Below are 21,132 nucleotides of genomic sequence, written 5' to 3' on the forward strand. Positions count from 1 at the left end.
TAGGTAGAACTCTAGATGGGTACCACCCGCACAAAAAAAGTATATGCAATTTTTTTTTCAAAAGAAAATTTAAAGCAAATATAAAGACTAAGTAGTTTTAGATTACATATTAATTTCTAATTTTGATTTATGCAGATTCAACATGTTTTCTTTGATTTAGATCATACCTTATGGGATTTTGAAACAAATTCAGCCAATGCTTTTCGATTTATTTTAAATGAGAACAATATTGAAGTTGAAGTCAATGAATTTTTATTGCATTATAAACCAATTAATCATGCTTATTGGAAATTGTTTAGAGAGGAAAAAATTTCAAAACCTGATTTACGTTATAGGCGATTAAAAGATACTTTTAATAAACTTGAATATAGTATTGGTGATGACCTTATTGATCATTTAGCTGTAGTTTATATTGACCAATTACCAAATTATAATCAATTATTTGATGGCACAATTCAAATATTAAATTATTTAAAATCCAAATATAACTTACATATCATAACCAATGGCTTTGATGAGGTACAAAGGTTAAAACTAAAAAAATCTGGTATAGACGGATATTTTCAGCATATTATTACTTCTGAAAGTGTAGGTGTAAAAAAGCCTAACCCTAAAATATTTAAATTTGCTTTAGAAACTGCAGAAGCTAATCCTGAAAACTGTGTTATGATTGGTGATAATTTGGAAGCTGATATTCAAGGTGCTATGAATATCAATATGGATGCTATCTTCTGTAATTTTGAAAATGAACCCGCTACAAATGGATTAAAATCAATTGATCATTTATTGCAATTGAAGCAATATCTGTAATTTACTACCGTTCTTTTTATATAGTTTTTGCTTTATGCGATTCTTAACCCCTATCTTTTTAATTTTTCTGTTGTTTTCTTGTTCCAGTGATTTAGATTTTAGTCAAACTGAAAATATAGAGGTTACTCAGAATTTTGCAGCTTCAGTAGTTTACTTTCAAGTAGATCAGACAAAATTTTTAAATCAAACAGGTACACAAGAATTTCCTGAAATAATAGATCTTTCTACGTTTGATGTTTTTTCTCAAAGTTATATTAAAGATAATATTGTAAAGGCTGTATTTGAATTTGAAACCCTAAATACTTTTGATAGGAGTTTTGAGATTACTATAAATTTTTTAGATAGTTCAAATCAAATTACACAGTCAAGAGGCCTTACTATTAATGCAAACTCACAAAATACAGTTCAATTTTTATTTGAAAACGCTGAACTAAATTCCTTAAAAACCTCTAGCCAAATTAATGTGACCATAAGATTACAACCTTCTACTACATTGCTAGATATCAATCAGCCTATGCAGTTAGAATTAAAATCTTCGGCACTATTTACATTATTAGTTAACTAATGGTTAGAAAAGTTGTTTTTATTTTTTTATTGATTTTTAATTTAACAACTGCGCAGAATAAGCAAGTTTTATTTGGTTTTAAAGATGTGCCTCAAAATTTAATGACTAATCCTGGGAGTGAAGTTCTTTTTGAGAAACATATTGGTTTTCCTTTACTATCAGGGTTTTCTTTAGAAGCTAACTCTAAGGGATTAACCGTGCATGATCTTTTTGCTGATGATGGTATTGATATCAATGATAAGTTAAGAAGCTTGATTTTTGATTTAAGTACTAATGATCATGTGAGTATTAATCAACAATTGGAGCTTATTAATATGGGTTTTAAATCAAAGAACAATAAAGATTATTTTAGTTTTGGTTTATATCAAGAGTTAGATTTTATCAATTACTATCCTAAAGACGCGGCTATTTTATTCTATCAAGGGAACACAGATGAGAACGGAACAGTTTTATTGAACAGGCCTTATGATATGAGTCATGTAAGTATTAAAGGAGAGTTATTATCTGTTATCCATGCAGGAGTTTCCAGAAAGATAAATGAAAGATTGACTTTAGGTGCTCGTGCTAAGTTATACTCAGGAGCATATAATATAAGTTCAACAAATAATAAAGGTACACTCACAACAGTTCAAGGTACTATTAATACTTATCAACATCAGTTTAGAAATGTAAATGCAGCCATTCGTACATCTAGCATTATTGGTAATGATGCTTTGTCAAATAATCCTGTTGGTGCCACACTAAATAATCTTTTTTTTAGTGGTAATCTGGGTTTAGGCCTTGATTTTGGTTTTACGTATCGTTATAAAGACGATATTATTTTTAGTGGAAGTTTACTTGACTTAGGTTTTGTAAGTTATAGTAAAAATGTAAATACACATAAATTAAGAGGAGATTATGACCTTAACGGGATTGGTTTACTTTTCCCTCCCAATTCAGATGATAGAATTGATTATTGGGATAGCTTACTTGTAGAGTTTGATGAGGCCCTGAATAGAGTTGAAACTTCAAATACTTATATAATAATGCGCCCTGTTAAATTAAATATTGGGGCAGCTTATCAGTTTGGAGATATAATTGAGCGAAGAACAAAGAGAAAAGGCACACTATGTCCAACCCCCATTTATGATACTAAATTCCGCCAAAATGAAGTAGGTGTACAGCTATATTCTGTTTTTAGAACTAAGCAACCACAAGTAGCTTTATCAGCTTTTTACTATAGAAGGATAACAAATTTTTTAAGAGCTAAAATAACATATACTGCTGATTCTTATAGTTTAAGTAATATTGGCTTGGGAGCATCTACCTATTTAGGAAACTTTAATTTCTATACTACAATTGATAATATTTTGGGCTATAGAGATATTTCAAAAAGTAAAAGTTTTTCAGTTCAATTTGGTTTTAACTGGGTGGTAGATTAAATCCTAGGAATTTATCCTTAAATTGCTATCTCTTAAATCTTATTTGAAATGAAACTAAAGTCACTCCCTTTTCTTATTGCAATAGCTTTTTGTTTTACTTTTTTTGTTGGAGCTCAAACCAATATTAATGGTTATAAATATGTGATTGTTCCTACACAATTTGATTTTCAAAAAAGCGAAGACCAATATCAATTAAATTCATTGACAAAATTTTTATTTGAGAAACAGGGGTTTCAGGTAATTAATGAAGGTGAAGATCAACCGAAAGATCTATATGATAATCCGTGTTTAGGCTTGAAAACGAAGCTTGCAAACAATTCGAATATGTTTACCACAAAAATTGTTATTAATCTTGAAGATTGTAGAGGTTCTGTTGTTTTTAGTTCAGATGAAGGCAAGAGTAAGATTAAAGAATATAAGAGAGGTTATCAAGAGGCCGTTAGAAAAGCTTTTGAATCTGTAAAGGCTTTAGATTATCGTTATGATAGTAATGCTACCATTGCTGCAAAACCAGTTTCTAATGTCGCAAAAGGGCAGCAAGAAGCCTTAGAAGTACAACAGAAAGAAGCTGCTCAATCAAAACAAAAAGAAGTTGTAAAAGTAGTGGAGGAAAACAAAGAAAAAATTATAGAAGATCAAGTAGAACCAGTTGAAAATGAAGTAGCAATTCAAGAGCAGCCTAAAGTATCATCTAATATATTATATGCTCAGCCTATAGAAAATGGATTTCAGTTAGTTGATAGTACTCCTAAAGTTGTTTTTATAGCTTTAAAAGCTGCTACTCAAGACCGTTATTTTCTTAAAAATAACGCAGGCGTTTTATATAAAGAAAGTGATAAGTGGTTTGTAGAATACTATAAGAATGGAGCGTTAGCAAAAGAGGAATTGACCATTAAATTTTAATAGTCATACTTCTCTTTCCATCTTCTCTTAAGAAATTCTCTAAAACTATTTTCTCTTGCATTATTACTAGGCTCATAAAGTTTTGTACCTGCTATTTCATTTGGTAAAAATTCTTGATCTACAAAGTTATCTTGATGATCATGGGCATATTGATAATTTTTACCATAATTCAGATCTTTCATTAGCTTAGTGGGTGCATTTCGTAAATGTAATGGCACCGAAAGATCACCTGTTTCCTTAACTTTTTGCTGAGCAGTTTTAATGGCAGCATATGAGGCGTTACTTTTTGGAGAATTGGCTAAATATAAAGCACATTGACTTAAAATAATACGAGCTTCAGGGTATCCTATCATAGAAACAGCCTGAAACGTATTTGTCGCCAAAATCAAGGCATTTGGATTAGCATTACCGATGTCTTCAGAAGCTGAAATGATCATCCTTCTGGCAATAAACTTAACATCCTCACCCCCTTCAACCATTCTGGCTAACCAATAGACGGCACCATTAGGATCACTACCTCTAATTGATTTTATAAATGCTGAAATAATATCATAATGTTGCTCTCCTGTTTTATCATACCTAACTACATTTTTCTGGACCTTAGCGAGAACCAAATCATTGGTTATAGTAATAGGTTCCTCTTCTGAATTAACAATAAGTTCAAAAATGTTCAACAATCTCCTCGCATCTCCACTCGAAAGCTGAAACAACGCATCTAATTCTTTAAGTTCTATTCTCTTTTTAGAAATATATTCATCTTCATTCATTGCTCTTTTTAAAAGTGCAATGAGATTATCTCTATCAAAAGAATTTAAAATATAAACTTGACAACGAGAGAGTAGTGCAGGAATAACCTCAAAACTCGGATTTTCAGTAGTAGCACCAATAAGGGTTACCCATCCTTTTTCTACAGCCGCTAATAATGAATCTTGTTGAGATTTACTAAACCTATGAATTTCATCAATAAATAAAATAGGATTCTTTGTAGTGAACAGACCACCACTTTGTTTGGCCTTATCTATAACATCTCGTATATCTTTAACTCCAGAATTAATAGCACTGAGAGTGTAAAATGGTCTTCCTGATTCAGAAGCAATGATGTTAGCCAATGTAGTTTTACCGGTTCCTGGAGGTCCCCAAAAAATAAGTGAGGGGATAACACCTTTTTTGATATGCTGAGTTAATGCTCCATTTTCACCAACTAAATGTTGTTGGCTAATGTAATGGTCTAATTTTTTAGGTCGAATTCGTTCAGCTAAAGGCGTATTCATATAACAAAAATAGAGAAAAGAAAAGAGCTGTAGCAAATTAAAAACATGACAATTTGTATTGGTTTGTAATATTGGTTTTATTATTGCTAATTGAAAATTATGCAATCGGAAGAAATCAAACAATTTAGGTTTACACTTGCTACGCTGGCAATACCATTATATACCGTTCTTTTTCTATGGATTATTTACTGGTTTGAAGTTAAGTTTGGTTATAACTTTAATAAGTTTGGGGTATATCCAAGAACATTAAAAGGATTAAGAGGAGTTGTATTTTCACCTTTTATACATAGTGGTATTAGGCATTTATTTAATAATTCTGTGCCGTTATTTATTTTAATGTTATCACTTTTTTATTTCTACAGAAAAATAGCATTTAAAATATTAGGATATGGTTTAGTGTTGAGTGGTGTATTTACCTGGGTGATCGCACGACCATCTTATCATATAGGGGCTAGTGGAATGGTTTATTTACTATTTAGTTTTGTATTTTTTAGCGGAATTATTCGAAAGTATAATCGGCTAATAGCTGTTTCATTGGTTGTCATTTTTTTATATGGTAGCATGATCTGGTATATTTTTCCAATTGAAGAGAAAATATCCTGGGAGGGACATTTATCAGGTTTTTTAGTTGGATTACTGTTTGCAATTATTTACAAGAATTATGGACCTCAAAAGCCTTCCTTTCATTGGCAGGATGAGCATATTGAAGATGACTCAGAGTTTTATCTTGATGAAAAGGGTGAAGTAGTATTCTTAAAATCAGAGGAAGAGGAGTAATTTTAATGCCTTTGGCGTATAATTTCATACAATGCCACACCCGTTGCAACTGAAACATTTAATGATTCAATAGTACCATGCATTGGTAATTTACCTTTATAATCTGATATTTTTAATAGAGAAGGAGAGACCCCTTTGTGCTCAGAGCCCATTATAATGGCAGTTGGTTTGTTGAAATCAATATCGTAAATAGATTCGTTGGTTTTTTCTGTTATTGATACTATTTGAATACCTTCAGCTTGTAACATATATACAGCATCCAATAGATGATTTACTTTACAAATAGGTATATTAAAAGCAGCACCTGCAGAGGTCTTGATGGCATCAGCATTTAAAGGAGCACTTCCTTGGGATGGTATGATAACTGAATTCACACCAGTACATTCTGCAGTTCTGAGAATGGCACCAAAATTACGTACATCTGTTACTTGATCTAAAAGCAAGTAAATAAATTTTTTATCTTGATTCTTTTCTAAAATAGATTCAAGATCATGAAAGTTAATAGCAGTAATTTTTGCAACTACACCTTGGTGATTTTGATTTTTTGAAAGTGAACTTAATTTCTCCATAGGAACATAGCTACTTGAAATAGAGTGTTTTTTTATCAACGAATTTAATTCAGAAAATAAAGCACCTTTGAGTCCTTTTTGAAGATAGACTTTCTCTATGCTTTTACCCGAATTTATGGCTTCAATAATAGCTCTAATCCCAAATATTTTTTGTTCGTTTTGCATGAGGCAAAAGTAAACTAAATAGTAGGCATAAAAAAACCACCTTGCGAAAGGTGGTTTTTATAAATAATCTTCTAATTTAAATAGAAATTAGTTAGTAGCTGTATCTTCGTCAACATCAATGATATTAACTGTTTGAGACCTTAATAAATCCGTACCACCCCTGCCTACAAGAATATCGCCATCAGCACTGGAAGCACTAGTAAGCGTTATTATTAAGGTTTTATCACCATCAACCACGCCATCAGATAAAGCGTTTACTATGATATCCGCATGATCAAATACATCAGTAGCATCTGGTGCATCTGGGTCATGTTGTATTACAACACTGCCACCTGCACTTGTAGCACCAGCAACGGTAAAATCAGTACCAAAAACAGCTGTACCACTGAAGGTAAAATTTACTGTTACATCAGAAACTGAACCTGAAGGTATTTCTACCTCTATATCATCACCAGAAGAACTTCCCTCTTCAACATCAACTGCGTCTGCTGTTATAGTTGCTCCTGGAGCGGCAAAAGCCACATATTTTCCTGATAATAACTCTCCATTAAGACCTTGTTCATTATCATTTATTTCAAAATCTTCTGAACATCCGGTTAACATCATAACCGAAACGAATACTATATATATAATTTTTCTCATCTTAATATACTTTTTTAATTTTCAAACCACATTGGGGTTTCAGTTGGTAGATTATCCGGTGTATTAGGGTTTGAACCAACTTCATCTGGTGGATAAATAAATCTTCTTGTAATAGTACCAATTGTTGTATTAGGTGGTGGATCTAAGGCTGGTACCTTGTTTATTCTCCAAATATTCCAAGCCATTACTGGCTGTAAAAATGCTGCTAAATATTGTTGCTCAAATACATCATTTAAGGTCGGAGCACCTAAACTATTAACATAAGCGTCAATATCTGTATCAGATACTGTTGCTAATACACCTGGAATATCTTGCCCCCACCACTTAATAGCGTTTCTTACACCATTTTCATAATTGGTAGTTGCATCACCAGCAGCGGCTACACCTTCTAAAGCGAGTTGCGCTTTATATAGGTCAATTTCAGCAGGCATCATTAGCATATCTGGTAAATCTCCTCTAATAATATTATTGCTTAACACAGATGTTGTTGGATCTGGGAAAAGATCATTTCCTGGTAGAGGAAGATCATTTCTTGCCACCCAAAGATCCCAACGAGGATCACCAGAACCATCTAACAATTCACCAATTGGATCACCGGGACCAAAGATGTCTTGGCTTTCATTATCTGGGCCAAAGAAACGTGTGATAATTCCTAACATAGCATTTGTAGCTCCAGGCTGTCCGGAATACAATGTTATAGCAGCTTGATCGTTGCTTTCCATTAATGGCTGTCCTAAAGCAGTATTTATTTGCGCGTCAACATTCGCACCTCCATTTTTTAGCATCATTAAGGTACGAAGTTTTAAAGAATTAGCTAATCTTCTCCATGCTTGCATATCACCTCCATAAAACATATCACTTGAAGGTGTAAGAATAAATACTCCAGAAGATGGAATAGCGTCAATCAAAGCAATAGCTTCGTCATACATGGCAACAACACCATTTAAAACAGTTTGTTGATCATCAAATACAGGTGTAGGAAATTGGGCGCCATCTAAAGCTTCTGTAAATGGGATTTCCTCATATAAACTAGTTAACTCATAAAAAACATGTGCGCTTAATATGGTTGCAATAGCATTCACGTTATTATTAGTGTCTCCAGCTGCTGCAGCATCGGCCTTTACTAAAGATAGGTTTCCTAAAACATTTGAGAAAAAAACGCCCCAAGTGTTACCATATAATGTATTACTTGCAGCACCTCTATTTGGGCTGTTAAATGTATTCGATATGTATTGCGATACATCGCAAATTCTGGTACCTAGTTCTGATACCTTTCTCGCTGAATACTCACCAAATACAAACGGTAAGACAGCATTTGGATCGGCTGAAGAAGCAGCCAATGGATCCGTATTAATGTCTAAGGTCTTATCACAAGATTGTAATGTACCGAACATTAAAGCAGACACCAAAATTATAAATTTTAATTTTTTCATCTTTTCTTAATTTTTAAATTTAAAATGTTAGTCTTACATTAAAACCAATACTTCTTGTTGAGGGTACATTTCCTCTTTCTACCCCAAATCCTGCAGAGCCCGAACCAAACAAACTAGCTTCTGGATCAATGTGAGGAACTTTAGAATATAACAATGCTAAATTTCTACCCTCTACACCAAAGGTGGCACCTTTAATAAAGGTCTTTTCTAACATTTTTGAAGGTAACGTATATGATATACCTACTTCTCTTAATTTCACAAAACTAGCATCAAATACCCAAGGTTGTACTACACTACCTACACCTAAAGATCCTCTCCAGAAATCTTCGGCATTTGCTAATGGCACATTGTTTTCTGATACAACACCGTTAGCGTCTACAAGTACACCTTCTGTATCAATAAAAGTACCTTCTCTTCCAAATAACGTTTCTGTCACCAACCCGCCTTGCTGAAGATTTTCAACAGTAGCTGATCGTATAACTCCACCCCATCTTACGTCTATAGTTGTTGTTAAATTGAAACCTTTATAGCGGAAATTATTTACCCATCCACCTGTCCAGTCAGGAAGTACAGATCCTAGGTTAATTGCGCTACCTGATTGTCTCCTACCTGTGTTAGGGTCTATAATAGGTCTACCTGTTGTAGGTTCTCTTAAGAAATCAAATCCAAATAATTGAAATTCTTCACCAGGCACTGCAACAACCTGAGTACTACTAAATGCAGATGCTATTACAACACGGTTTAAGCCTGAAGTCAATGAAACTACTTCAGATTCAACCTGAGAATAATTAATTGCAGTATTCCAAGTAAAGTCACCTATTTTTAATGGTGTTGCATCTATAGCTATTTCAAAACCTTCTTGATCTACCTGACCAACATTTTGTGTTCTAAACGCAAATCCTGTAGATTCAGGTATTGGAACATTTAAAATCTGATTTTTGTTTTCACTCTTAAAGTATGCCAGATCTAAACCTAACCTTCCTTTAAATAACTTAACATCCAAACCAACTTCATAAGAAGTTTGTTCTTCTGGAAGTAAATTGTCTGAAGGAATTGTGTTATTAGCAGAATATGCTAAGGCACCATTGAATGGAAAATTAACATCTAAACTGTACTGACCGTCTGCGGTTAACTGAGGTAAGAAATTAAAATTTAACTGATATGGGGCGGTATCATTACCAACCTGCGCCCAACTTCCTCTTAATTTACCATAAGAAATCCAATCACTATCAATACCAAATGCATCAGTAAATACGAATGCTAAACTAGCCGATGGGTAGAAATATGAATTATTTTCCGGAGGCAAAGTTGATGACCAGTCATTTCTAGCAGTTAATGTTAAGGTAGCCCAGTTTTTGTAACCAAACTCAGCAGAACCATACAAACCAACTAATCGTTGTTCCGAAAAATCTCTATCTGGAATTGTTTGTGCAGCATTTGCAGGACTAAATAATTCTGGAATTAACAAGTCAATACCTTGAATTCTTTGTCTTTCAAATATCCTTGAATTGTATTGAAAACCTCCTAATAAATTTAACGAAAGATCTTCGGTCAAATCTCTGGTATAAGAGGCAATAATATCCGCTGTAACCTCTTGTCTTCTAAATTCATCAGAATCAAAATCTCCATTTATTCTGTTAATTGTTCCTTTACTATTTTCGACAAATCTCTTATCATCATCAAGGTCTATACCCATTCTTCCTGTTAAAGAAAAACCAGTAAAAGGTTTATATGTTATAGAAGCATTTGCAATTACACGATCATCATTTCTGTCATTTGCGTTTTCGTTACGTAACCAAAGGGGATTATTAGATAAAACTCCGGCATCATCCACAATATGATTGATTTGATTTCCGTTTTCATCTTTCCATTCTGAAAAAACATTCGGATCAAGAGTACTACTGAAAAAATTCATACCAATAACGTTGGGATCGTTAGTTCCCGTAGCACCTGTGCCAAATGTTTTTGTTTTGATATATTGAACTCCAAACCTTGATTCCAATTTTTCATTGTGCCTTACACCGGCATTAAAACTTGCGGTATATCTGTTTAGCTTTGAGCCTGGTAGGATACCAGTTTGATTTAATGCAGTCAAACTTAATCGGTAATCCATTTTCTCATTGGCATCACCAATAGCAAAGTTATTTACAAAGGTGTAACCAGTATCAAAAAATTCTTTTACACCGTTATCTTCAACAGCCCTTAGCACACCCGGTTCTCCTGTAACTGGTAAGTTTGGAACCGTTTGTCCTTCAATGCGTGGTCCCCAATCAGTTCCATTAAAACCAGCATTATAAACTCCATTGGTACCCATTGCATACTCTTGTTGGTAATCAGGTATTCTGAAAAGATCGTCAAATCTTACTGTAGAATTAATACTAACAGTAGCATTTCCATTTGGATTTGCTTTACCTCTTTTAGTAGTAACGATTATTGCACCTGCAGCAGCTCTAGATCCGTAAAGCGCAGTAGCAGCAGCTCCTTTTAAAACGTTCATAGATTCAACATCATCAGGGTTAATTACCGCAGCACCATTTGCAAAATCTCTATTTCCAGAAATTCTATTTGCATCACCACCTGCACGTTGAGAGTTATTTATCATAACTCCATCAACGATCCATAAAGGACTGTTTCTACCAGACAATGATGATACACCTCTAATAATAATTTTTGAGGACCCACCTAAGTTACCACTAGCATTTGTTATTTGAACACCCGTAACTTTACCCTGTAAAGCATTAACAATGTTACTCTCTCTAGCTTTTATAAGATCATCACCTTGTACAACATCAGTACCATAACCTAGTGCTCTGGCTTGTCTTCTAATACCAAGAGCGGTAACAACCACTTCATCTAAAAGATTATCAGCCTCAAGCACAACATTTATTGTGTCTGCTGAACCAACCGTTTTTTCTTGAGTAGCCATTCCAACAAAACTGTAAACCAAAACATCTCCGGTACTAGCTTGAATAGAATATTTACCATTAAAATCGGTTTCAGTTCCTTTGGAAGTTCCTTTTATTAGAATACTAACTCCTGGTAACGGACCAGTTTCGTCAGAAACGGTACCAGTGATAGTTCTTTCTTGTGCAAAAGAAAACTGCACAACAAACGCTAGGAATAGCGTTAAAATTCCACTAAACTTTGTTTTCATTATATGATTATTTGAATTAATTACGGCCAAAAGTCTTAATAAATAGTTAAAAAACCAACTTTTTAACACAAAAAATCTTAAATCTAGTTAAATGACTATTAAAATTAAAGACTTTAAGATTAAGTTATTCTGTATAGAATTTAAAAACTTCTAATTTAGAGTCATTAGACCCCACAAGAATATTAGAATTATTAGAATTTTTTGATTCAACAATTTTTACACTTTTAACATTACTTTCAAAGTATAAACCTGTATTTTCAGGGAGTAGAATTTGATAGTTATCTTTTTTATTTGAAAGAAGAATTAAGCCATAAGGGTTGTCTAGTCTTGGGGTTTCAACTTCAGTATTATAAATATTTCCAACTACAATAATATCTTGATACCCGTCATTATTAAAATCAAAAGTATCTCCAGATAAAATTGGTATTGTTTGAGCTTGTGGTGGTAATTCTTGCTTTTTAAATGTTCCATCTCCATTTCCAATAAGCATAACTGATTTGAATTGAGTAGCTTCTCTTTGGTATGCATAAGAAATTTTTTCACCATAAATATCTACTAAGCTAGAAGTGGCAAATTCATTAAAAGTAGGTATCTTTTTAGAAATAAACGGCATTTGTTGAGTTGAGCATTCTTTTCCTCTCAAAGGAACATATGTGCCGTTATACTTATAACTTAAAACTGCATCAAGAGTACCATTTGAGTCAAAATCGTCAGCATAGATTCTTAATGGTTTTTCTTTTGAGGCTTTATACTTCACATTAAGTCCAATATTGCCTACAATGTAATCCTTATTGCCATCGTTGTTTACATCTGTTTCTATTATAGTATACCACCACCCTTTTTCTGAATTTAAATTACTTTCATTAGAGACATCTTTAAATATTCCTTTGTTGTTTTGAAACAAACCTATATGAGTCCATTCACCCACAGCGATAAAATCTTGCCAACCATCATTATTAAAATCAGTTGCAATAACTTTATTTACAATACCAAAGTCTTCGAAATCAGAACTCACTTTTGAGGTTACATTTACAAATTTGCCATTTTTATTTTCAAAGATTATTGAGGGCTCATGCAATGGGTACTTTTGAGGTTTAATCCTATTACCAATTATTAAATCACTATCTCCGTCATTATCAATATCTATTTTTGAAACTGTCTTGCCACTTATAGTATAACTATCTATTTCAGATGGTTTGCTTTCAGAAAAGTTACCTAAACCATCATTTATATATATCCTATCTTTCAAATACTTTGATCTCTCATCAAACTCACTTCCTCCGCTAATAACATATAAATCATTATCGCCATCATCATCGATATCAAGAAATAGAGACTCCATATCCTCGAATTGAGCATCTTTTTCAAAGACTTTGTTTTTCTTTCTAATGAATTGATCATTCTTATTTATGAAAATGGCGCCTGGTTGCCCATTAGCACCTCCAATATAAATATCATCAATTTGATCACCATTTACATCACCATTAGTAATAAAGGGGCCAAGCGTAGATTGTTTATATGGTAAAAGTACTTCTTTATTGAAATCATTGAAATCATTTTCAACATGGTTGAATTCAATTTTACTATTTTCTTTATTTAGTAAAAAAGAATCCTTATTTGCCTTATAAAGCCTAACTTTTTTAGCATTTTCTTCTGTAAATGTTAAAATGGAATTCGCTTTAATATTATGTACTTCTTCATACTTTCCTGATGGCCAAAAGACTTTTACAGTATCAATTTGCTCAGTATTTCCAATACCAAAATGTAAATAGTTATCTACAGAGGAAAGATAGCCTCTAACACGTCGAGACTCCTTAACTTTCTCTTTACCATTATAGGATATGGAAATTTTCGCAAAGCTTTCAGAAATATTACCTTTAGGAATAACAGTAAGATAGTTCCCTTTATAGCTTTCAGTAGTTTGATTTTTAAATAAAAATGCTTCATCATCTATATTATTAACTACAATATCTAAATCACCATCATTGTCTAGATCGGCATATGCTGCGCCATTTGAAAAAGAAGCTGTATTTAACCCTGAAGAGGCAGTGATATTATTAAATTTTAAATTGCCTTTGTTTTTAAATAGTATGTTCGGTAATTTTTCTGAGGGTAATTTATTGTAAATTGATTCTTTTATTTCAGCTGGTACATTACCGTTATATTTTCTTTTGGTTTTAAATATTTCTGTTCTCATATCATTATCAAGAGCATATCTTCTATAGCCATTGGTAACATAAATATCTTCTTTTTCATCGTTATCAAAGTCAAATATTAAACCTGCCCAACTCCAATCAGTTTTTGATATACCAGAAAGGTGCGCAATATTATGGAACTTGTCATTTCCTAAATTCAGTTGAAGTGAGTTAAACATGTATTGATATTGCAATCCTAACTTATCAACTAGTAAATTGAATTTAGGAACATTCATAGAAGCCATTAACGTTTTAGATCTCACATGGTCTTGTGATGCCATATCGAGTACATATATATCATCCAGATTGTCATTATTTATGTCTGCAATGTCAACTCCCATACCATAAAATGATATTTGCTTGGTATTGGTATTAATTCTGTCTGTAAACGAATCATTTTTATTATTGATATACATTGCGTCAGGTATATAATAATCATTAGCAATATAAATATCAGGCCAGTTATCATTATTGATATCAGCAATACATAAACCTAAGCCAAAAGTTGGCTTCAATAGACCTGCTTTCTCTGTAATATTGTAGAATTTGCCTTCTCGGTTTTCATATAAGTGACTAGAACTAGCTTTTAACTTATTTTTATCCTTCATAATATTATAAAAACTACTTGGGTCTATACCGTAATATTCATTTTCATTCATTACGATACAATCTAAATCACCATCCTTATCAAAATCGAAAAAAGCAGATTGCGTACTAATTCCACTGTCATTTAAACCAACATCAGATGCAACTTCTTTGAAGGTCAAGTCTTTTTGATTGATAAAGAGAAGATTGTTTCGCTTCTTACTTTCATAAGGTCCACCTTGTGATATATATATATCCATCCATCCGTCATTATTTACATCTGCAAAGGTTACACCGTTAGACCAATATTTGTTTATATTAATGTTTGCTGATTCGGTTATATCTTCAAAAGTCAAATTTCCCTTATTCAAGTAGAGTTTATTTTGAACCTGATTACCGCAAAATAAAATATCTTTTAGCCCATCATTATTTACATCTTCTATGCCAACACCAGCACCATTATAGAAAAAGTCAAAATCAAACAAATTTTCCTTTGTTTGCATATTGTATTCTATATGATTTTTAAAATCTATGTTGCTGTCAGAAGAATTTATTTTTATAAAAATTTCTTCCTGTTCGTTTGGCAATGAAAGGGATGTCTTATTTCTAAGCTCTTTAGGTTTTGGGTTATCGCAAGAAAAAAATACAATTGTAAGAAATACAAATAGTGCTATTAAAGATATAAACTTCATAGTAATTATATTAAATAAAAAAGGTTTCCGTTAAGAAACCTTTTTTAAAATATGTATTAAAAATTAATTACAAATATTTAGAATTATCTCACCTGGTGTTGGTGACGGTCCTCCTTCCGCCGCAATTTCACCAAATGGACCTGTAATAATATAAGTATGTTCATTTTCAAATGAACCAGGTGTGTAAACAAAGCTAAGAGACGCTGTTCCATCAGGGACTACCACTGTATGCTTTGTGCCACTTCCAGTTGCTGTGTAATCTGTGGGTGTTCCGTCAATAGTTACAGTTATAAATGCACCATCCCAACCATCACCAAAACTGTCTTTTAAATCTAGCTCATATTCGCCTGCAAAAGGAGTCACTGGTACACACTTTATAGTAACAGTGTAAGCAAATGGTGATGAGAAAAATGAACCACCAGATACTGTACCTCCAACATCGTCAGTGAATACTCTACCATCTGTTAACTCTAATTCTAAACGATATAAAAATTGATCACCTCCAAAAACTTCTGAAAGATCCAGGCCATTATTTGTAAGAGCATTTTCTAATAATAATGAAGTAGAAAATGATGGAAAACCATTATCACTTGTTACTAAAGAACTTGCTGGGAATGTCTCTATTAATACTTCTGGTTTAGAGTTATCCGTGGCATCTTCGGTATTATCTTTAAACGCTTGAAACAATCTGATTTCAGCAACATCACTTCCACCTAACTGATCTTGTACTTCTGCAGAAAGGTCAAATTTAAAGACTTGGTCTGTTACATTAAAAACATTATAAGTATTGGTAGAATTTAATGTTCTTACAACCGCTCCTCTTTCAACATTATCAAGAAGAACAGTAACTGTCTTATCATCTTCGCTACACGATAATATAGTCAAGCAGCCGACAACAAGTATAAATAAATTTTTAATTTTTTTCATAATTCTTATTTTATTAGTTAGCAGCCGGAGCCGTTGGGTTTGTATCCCAAAAAACTGGAACTTCTTGATTTGGCTTCTGGGTAATATTTGAATTTGTATTTACCGCATTAGATGGATAAAACAATGATCTTATAAAAACACCCGGATCTGGATCTAAACTAGGCTGTAATGTAGTTGGATATCCTGTTCTTCTATAAAAATTATAAGATTCTACACCATTAGCAAAAGCGGTAATAAACAACTGCTCACCCAAAATATTCCATTTACCGTTATCATTAGCTGCAGTAAAAGCTGCATCAACACTATTTAAATATGCCGTAACATCTCCAGCTGAAGGTTCAAATGATAGATCTGCACCAGAATCTCTTGCTCCAAAACTTTGAACTTTGGCAATTTGCTTTGTCATACCGTCAATCATAAAATCTTTAGCATCACCTGTAGCACCTGCAACCATAGCCAATTCAGCTTGCATAAAATCTACCCAAGCAGCTGTTAAAATTGGTGTGATACCTGCACCACCAGCACCAGAAACCACTTTAATACCGGCAAAAGAATCATCGTCAAACTTGCCACCTGCAGGGTATACCCCAAAGGTAGTTCTTAATAAACCATCTGGTGGAGTACCATCATCATCATGATGATCTCTTCCCCAATATCCGTTTGATAGCCAGCAGAATGTGAATCCACCATCTATGTAATGTTGCGGAGGAGTTTGTAATGAACATTGTAATGTTTCCTCATCAGGTGCTGCTTCAGCACCAGGAGTAGCTGCATTTTGTCTATAAAAATAGTAACGAATTCTTGGGTCATCGTTTTGATCCATCAAATTCATCAACCAATTCGCCATATAATCAGTAGCTCCAGTAGCTAAATAATTGATTGCATACTTTGGGTGTCTAGTATCAGGAGCTGAAGGACTACTTGCAGGCCAGTTGAATTGAAAATCATCAGCAGAATCTTGAATATAGTTACCTGAATCTAAAATAGTTTGAATACTTGCAGCAGCAGTTGGGTCGACTAATCGTCTTTGAAGATACAAACGCATCTTTAAAGTATTTGCTGCATTAATCCATTTGTCATAATCATTATTGTAAAAAAAGTCTACGGCAGGTTCAGTAGGAGGAGATGTTTCAAAATTAGTAATCGCATCATCCAACAAAGTCAATGCCGCATCATATATAGAGGAACCAGAATCTAATTTTGGATTCAAATTTGCCCCTCCTAGGATAGCCTCTGAATAAGGTACATCTCCATAGAAGTCCACCATTACTGTTATTAGGTACGCCTCTATAAATTGGGCAATTCCAATGTGATGCGTTTGTTCTGCAGCTAACGCAAGAGGTTCCATAGCTCTAATATCTGCCAATACACCTAGATAAGCATTAGTCCATTCATCATCTGAATCGCTACCGACATAATTACTAGAATATTGCTTACTTGATCTTAATGTCATTAACCTAGTTAACTGCATACCAAACAATGATAAACCATCACCATTCGTATTACCTCCTGATACCCAATTATCATTATTGTCAAAATCGGCATCACCTTCTAATTGTCTCACAAAATCTTCTTGTATAGAAGATAGGAAGAAATCCACATTTGCTTGATTAGGATTTAGAAAATTGGGATTTTCGGTAAGGTCTAATTCTGTAGTTTCACATGCCGAAAATATCAATGTAAATCCTAATACTATTGCTAATATATGTTTACTTATATTTTTCATTTTTATTATATTATTTATTAGAATGTTGCCTTTAAACTCATACCATATCTTCTTGAACTAGGTCCATTGATGAAGTCAAAACCAAACCCGTTACCCACGCCGGTACCAGAAGTATTTGGGTCGAAATTCGGACCATCTGGCGTGTTGATAGCGTCAAACCAAAGGTTATTACCAGAAACAGTTATTACAAAAGAACCAAAAGGAGTTTTATCTAAAAACTTACTTGGCATTCTGTACGATAAAGAAGCTTCTTGAAGTCTTATAGTAGTGGCATCATATACCTGCAATTCACTAGGTCCGTTCAAGACATTACTAAAGAAAAAATCTGAATTATTGATTTGTACTCTATTCGGATTTCCAGCAGCATCAACACCAGGAATGATATAGGTATCTTCTCTGTTCACTGTCTCCGGAGTTAATCCTCTACCAAGTAACGTAGCAATAGTCGATGAATAGATATCACCGCCCTGTGTATAATTAAATTGGAAACCTAAAGTAAAGTTTTTATATGAAACACTGTTTCTTAAGTTCATTACCCAATCAGGGTTAGGATCACCAATAATTCCATCAGTTGGGTCTTGAACATAAAATCCATCAGAACCAATAACAGGGTTTCCACTTGCATCTCTAAGCACTCTAGTACCAAATAGTACGCCTAATGGCTCTCCTTTTATGGCGGCATTACCTAGGTTACTAAATCCGGAATAAACCACTAAATCTGTATCCAACCCTAAATCTTTTACTTCAGATTCATAGGTGGTAAAGTTTACATTTGTGTTCCAGTTCAAACCATCGTCTTTCTCACTTCTTACCCAATTAATACCTAAGTCAACCTCTATACCTTTATTTTCTATTTCACCAATATTTGTTCTAATAGAACTGTTACCGGTTGCAGGATCTAAGGGGCGATTAATAATTAAATCTTCAGTAGTTCTCAAATAAGCAGATAAATCTAAAGAAATTCTATTTTGAAAGAACCTACCTTCTAAACCAGCTTCAATTTCAGTTAAAAGTTCTGGTTTTAAATCAGGATTACCTAGTACTGCCCCAGTTGTATTTGTTACCACATTGGAACTTGAACTATCCTGACTATCTTGGGTATCTAAGAAAAGAGTGTTGGCTACTGGGTAACCCAAGTCACCAAAGTTTGCAGAAGTACCATAACCAGCTCTTAACTTTAAATAGTTAATACCATTTTCACTTTTTATATTATCAAATACCGTAGTTGGTAAAAAGGATAAACTAACACTTGGATAGAAAATGGATCTATTATCTTTTGAGAAATTTGATACCCAGTCATTTCTACCAGCTAATGTCAAGAATAAAAAGTTTTTATAATCAAAATCAGCCTGAGCGTAGAGCCCTGCTATATTTCTTTCAAAGAAAGATTGAATTTCATTTTGGTTTAAAAAATTAAAATGGCGCAATACACCAAAAACTTGTTGACCATCACTGGCTACACCATTTTGATCAAAAACTTCTCTTCTAGTAGTAGCACCTAATGTAAAGTTTGTACCAATATTATCGTTAATACTATAGCTACCATTAAGAGTAACATTATGATCCCAAATAGTATTTTTATTATTCCAAGTTTCATAGAAACCGCTATCTGATCTTACAAAACCTGTTATACCACCTCTATTTTGAAAATTTGTATTGTTTTCATTATATACGTCAATACCTGCTCTATAAGCTAAGTTCAAGTTCTCACTTAGGTCATATTGTACAGCTACATTACCAAATACACGATTAGTTTCTTGTTGTGATGATGCATTATTCAATGTCCATAACGGATGTTGAATACTATTGTTTTGACGATAGTAAACACTACCACCAGTTAAAGGGTTCTGAAAAGGAAGTCCTTGTACATCTATACTACGAGGTGTAAACCATAAATGTCCAAAGATAGATGAACCAGTTCCTGTTGAACCATCCCCCTGACTTAATGCAACTGGAGGTGATACAAAGTCTGTTAATGCAAAATTTAAAGTACCACTAACTGTGAATTTGTTACTTAATTTAGCTCTTCCTCCAATACCTAATGTATTACGTCTTAATTTGTTGCCAGGAGTAAATCCTTGATCATCTAAATAACCATAATTAACATTATATGAAACGTCACCATCTTTAGAAGCACCTCTAATATTAAATGAGACATTGGCCACACCTCCAGTGTTGAAAAACTCTTCAACGCTATTATAAGGTTTCCATTCATAGAGAGCATTTGCAAATTCTGGAAAAGCAGCAGGTATGCCTGTTGAAGCACCCGCTGTTGAAAAAGGATGTTGTAAAAAGCCTGGAGTTCCCGAAGTGGTACCATTAATGGCATTCTGATTACCCCACCCTGCTACACCTTCTTCTCTAAAGGCAGGTCCCCAGTTACTGAAGAACCATCCAAAATTTTGATCAAAACCATTTCCATATTCATTCTGATAATCTGGTAATGATGCTATTTCATTAAAGAAATAAGAGGTAGTAACTGTGATTTCAGTTTTCTTTTTAGCATTACCTGCAGCACCCGCTTTTGTTGTAACCAAAACAACACCATTTCTACCTGCAGAACCATATAATGTTGCAGCTGCCAAACCCTTTAATACACTAACACTTTCAATGCTGTTAGGATCTAAATCTAAAAACCTACTAGAACCATTATTACCATTTACAAAGTCATTTCTATCTCCTCCACGACCTTGTGAGTTGGTATCGGTACTAAAAGGTACACCATCAACAATGAATAGGGCTTGGTTACTAGCGCTAAAAGAGTTTTGCCCTCTAATGACAATATTTGTACCAGAGCCAGATAAACCACTTTGTTGAATAATAGAAACACCAGCAGATTTACCATTTAAAACTCTTGCAACATCGCCTTCAGAACGCTGTTCTAGTTGGTCTGATTTTACTTCAGTTACGGAATATCCAAGTGCTTTTTTCTCACGCTTAATACCTTGTGCTGTTACAACTACCTCTTCAAGAATATTTCCTGATTCTAACACAACATTAATTGTATTGGATGCCCCAACAGTTTGTTCTTGAGTAGTCATTCCAACAAAGCTAAATACCAGTATATCACCTTCATTAGCTTGAATAGAATACTTACCGTCAAAATCCGTTTGAGTACCTGTAGTTGTCCCTTTTATTATTATACTAACTCCCGGCAATGGTCCTGAATCATCAGAAACTGTACCAGAGATAGTTTTTTCTTGTGCAAAAGAAAATTGCACAACAAACGCTAGGAATAGCGTTAAAATTCCACTAAACTTTGTCTTCATTGTATAATTATTTGAATTAACTAGAGCC

Annotated in this window: 14 protein-coding genes; 5 read left to right on the forward strand and 9 right to left on the reverse strand. The window is 33.5% G+C overall.

The window, feature by feature from the left end; genetic code table 11:
- Nucleotides 1-129: 129 nt before the first annotated feature.
- Genes AC1EU5_RS03805 through AC1EU5_RS03820 form a run of 4 tightly spaced genes read left to right on the forward strand, consistent with a single transcriptional unit; the run spans nt 130 to nt 3,699 of the window.
- Nucleotides 130-810, forward strand: a complete 681-nt coding sequence (locus tag AC1EU5_RS03805) for a YjjG family noncanonical pyrimidine nucleotidase (protein WP_480191020.1) — start codon at nt 130-132, stop codon at nt 808-810.
- 34 nt (nt 811-844) lie between these two features.
- Nucleotides 845-1,375, forward strand: coding sequence for a hypothetical protein (locus tag AC1EU5_RS03810; protein WP_480191021.1), 531 nt, complete (start codon nt 845-847; stop codon nt 1,373-1,375).
- A complete protein-coding gene (locus AC1EU5_RS03815; RefSeq protein WP_480191022.1) occupies nt 1,375-2,796 on the forward strand; it encodes a DUF5723 family protein in 1,422 nt (473 codons plus the stop codon). Before AC1EU5_RS03810 ends, AC1EU5_RS03815 begins: the two co-directional genes overlap by 1 nt.
- Before the next feature lie 48 nt (nt 2,797-2,844).
- Entirely contained in the window at nt 2,845-3,699 is an 855-nt protein-coding gene (locus AC1EU5_RS03820) for a hypothetical protein (RefSeq protein ID WP_480191023.1), read from the forward strand.
- On the opposite strand, the gene AC1EU5_RS03825 is transcribed toward AC1EU5_RS03820, so the two are convergent.
- Nucleotides 3,696-4,970: a replication-associated recombination protein A gene (locus AC1EU5_RS03825; RefSeq protein ID WP_480191024.1), complete on the reverse strand. Its 1,275-nt coding sequence runs from the start codon at nt 4,968-4,970 to the stop codon at nt 3,696-3,698. The genes AC1EU5_RS03820 and AC1EU5_RS03825 overlap by 4 nt on opposite strands.
- Before the next feature lie 99 nt (nt 4,971-5,069).
- Here AC1EU5_RS03825 and AC1EU5_RS03830 point away from each other — a divergent pair, with 99 nt between their 5' ends.
- The gene (locus AC1EU5_RS03830; protein ID WP_480191025.1) at nt 5,070-5,747 is read left to right on the forward strand and encodes a rhomboid family intramembrane serine protease; all 678 of its coding nucleotides are present in this window, start codon (nt 5,070-5,072) and stop codon (nt 5,745-5,747) included.
- A 2-nt stretch (nt 5,748-5,749) separates the two neighbouring features.
- Here the strand turns inward: AC1EU5_RS03830 and rlmB are convergent, their stop codons facing one another.
- From rlmB to AC1EU5_RS03870, 8 genes are all read right to left on the reverse strand, one after another.
- Nucleotides 5,750-6,481 (reverse strand): 23S rRNA (guanosine(2251)-2'-O)-methyltransferase RlmB, encoded by a 732-nt coding sequence (gene rlmB / locus AC1EU5_RS03835; RefSeq protein ID WP_480191026.1) that lies wholly within the window; start codon nt 6,479-6,481, stop codon nt 5,750-5,752.
- A gap of 87 nt (nt 6,482-6,568) precedes the next feature.
- A complete protein-coding gene (locus AC1EU5_RS03840) occupies nt 6,569-7,123 on the reverse strand; it encodes a hypothetical protein (protein ID WP_480191027.1) in 555 nt (184 codons plus the stop codon).
- A 14-nt stretch (nt 7,124-7,137) separates the two neighbouring features.
- A complete protein-coding gene (locus AC1EU5_RS03845; RefSeq protein WP_480191028.1) occupies nt 7,138-8,556 on the reverse strand; it encodes a SusD/RagB family nutrient-binding outer membrane lipoprotein in 1,419 nt (472 codons plus the stop codon).
- A 19-nt stretch (nt 8,557-8,575) separates the two neighbouring features.
- Nucleotides 8,576-11,710 carry a SusC/RagA family TonB-linked outer membrane protein gene (locus AC1EU5_RS03850; protein ID WP_480191029.1) on the reverse strand — a complete coding sequence of 1,045 codons (3,135 nt, stop codon included), beginning with the start codon at nt 11,708-11,710 and terminating at the stop codon, nt 8,576-8,578.
- Between the two features lie 124 nt (nt 11,711-11,834).
- A complete protein-coding gene (locus tag AC1EU5_RS03855) occupies nt 11,835-15,182 on the reverse strand; it encodes a VCBS repeat-containing protein (RefSeq protein ID WP_480191030.1) in 3,348 nt (1,115 codons plus the stop codon).
- A gap of 63 nt (nt 15,183-15,245) precedes the next feature.
- Nucleotides 15,246-16,109, reverse strand: a complete 864-nt coding sequence (locus AC1EU5_RS03860; RefSeq protein ID WP_480191031.1) for a hypothetical protein — start codon at nt 16,107-16,109, stop codon at nt 15,246-15,248.
- Between the two features lie 13 nt (nt 16,110-16,122).
- Nucleotides 16,123-17,835 (reverse strand): SusD/RagB family nutrient-binding outer membrane lipoprotein, encoded by a 1,713-nt coding sequence (locus tag AC1EU5_RS03865; RefSeq protein WP_480191032.1) that lies wholly within the window; start codon nt 17,833-17,835, stop codon nt 16,123-16,125.
- A gap of 17 nt (nt 17,836-17,852) precedes the next feature.
- Complete coding sequence (locus tag AC1EU5_RS03870; protein ID WP_480191033.1) at nt 17,853-21,104, reverse strand: SusC/RagA family TonB-linked outer membrane protein; 3,252 nt, start codon at nt 21,102-21,104, stop codon at nt 17,853-17,855.
- Nucleotides 21,105-21,132 lie beyond the last annotated feature (28 nt).

It is taken from the genome of Maritimimonas sp. 2405UD52-3 (genome assembly GCF_056591715.1).

Coding starts and splice junctions, on each gene's coding strand:
- AC1EU5_RS03810 (WP_480191021.1), top strand. CDS start 845: ATGCGATTCTTAACCCCTATCTTTTTAATTTTTCTGTTGTTTTCTTGT.
- rlmB (WP_480191026.1), bottom strand. CDS start 6,481: ATGCAAAACGAACAAAAAATATTTGGGATTAGAGCTATTATTGAAGCC.
- AC1EU5_RS03820 (WP_480191023.1), top strand. CDS start 2,845: ATGAAACTAAAGTCACTCCCTTTTCTTATTGCAATAGCTTTTTGTTTT.
- AC1EU5_RS03805 (WP_480191020.1), top strand. CDS start 130: ATGCAGATTCAACATGTTTTCTTTGATTTAGATCATACCTTATGGGAT.
- AC1EU5_RS03845 (WP_480191028.1), bottom strand. CDS start 8,556: ATGAAAAAATTAAAATTTATAATTTTGGTGTCTGCTTTAATGTTCGGT.
- AC1EU5_RS03865 (WP_480191032.1), bottom strand. CDS start 17,835: ATGAAAAATATAAGTAAACATATATTAGCAATAGTATTAGGATTTACA.
- AC1EU5_RS03830 (WP_480191025.1), top strand. CDS start 5,070: ATGCAATCGGAAGAAATCAAACAATTTAGGTTTACACTTGCTACGCTG.
- AC1EU5_RS03825 (WP_480191024.1), bottom strand. CDS start 4,970: ATGAATACGCCTTTAGCTGAACGAATTCGACCTAAAAAATTAGACCAT.
- AC1EU5_RS03815 (WP_480191022.1), top strand. CDS start 1,375: ATGGTTAGAAAAGTTGTTTTTATTTTTTTATTGATTTTTAATTTAACA.
- AC1EU5_RS03840 (WP_480191027.1), bottom strand. CDS start 7,123: ATGAGAAAAATTATATATATAGTATTCGTTTCGGTTATGATGTTAACC.
- AC1EU5_RS03850 (WP_480191029.1), bottom strand. CDS start 11,710: ATGAAAACAAAGTTTAGTGGAATTTTAACGCTATTCCTAGCGTTTGTT.
- AC1EU5_RS03870 (WP_480191033.1), bottom strand. CDS start 21,104: ATGAAGACAAAGTTTAGTGGAATTTTAACGCTATTCCTAGCGTTTGTT.
- AC1EU5_RS03860 (WP_480191031.1), bottom strand. CDS start 16,109: ATGAAAAAAATTAAAAATTTATTTATACTTGTTGTCGGCTGCTTGACT.
- AC1EU5_RS03855 (WP_480191030.1), bottom strand. CDS start 15,182: ATGAAGTTTATATCTTTAATAGCACTATTTGTATTTCTTACAATTGTA.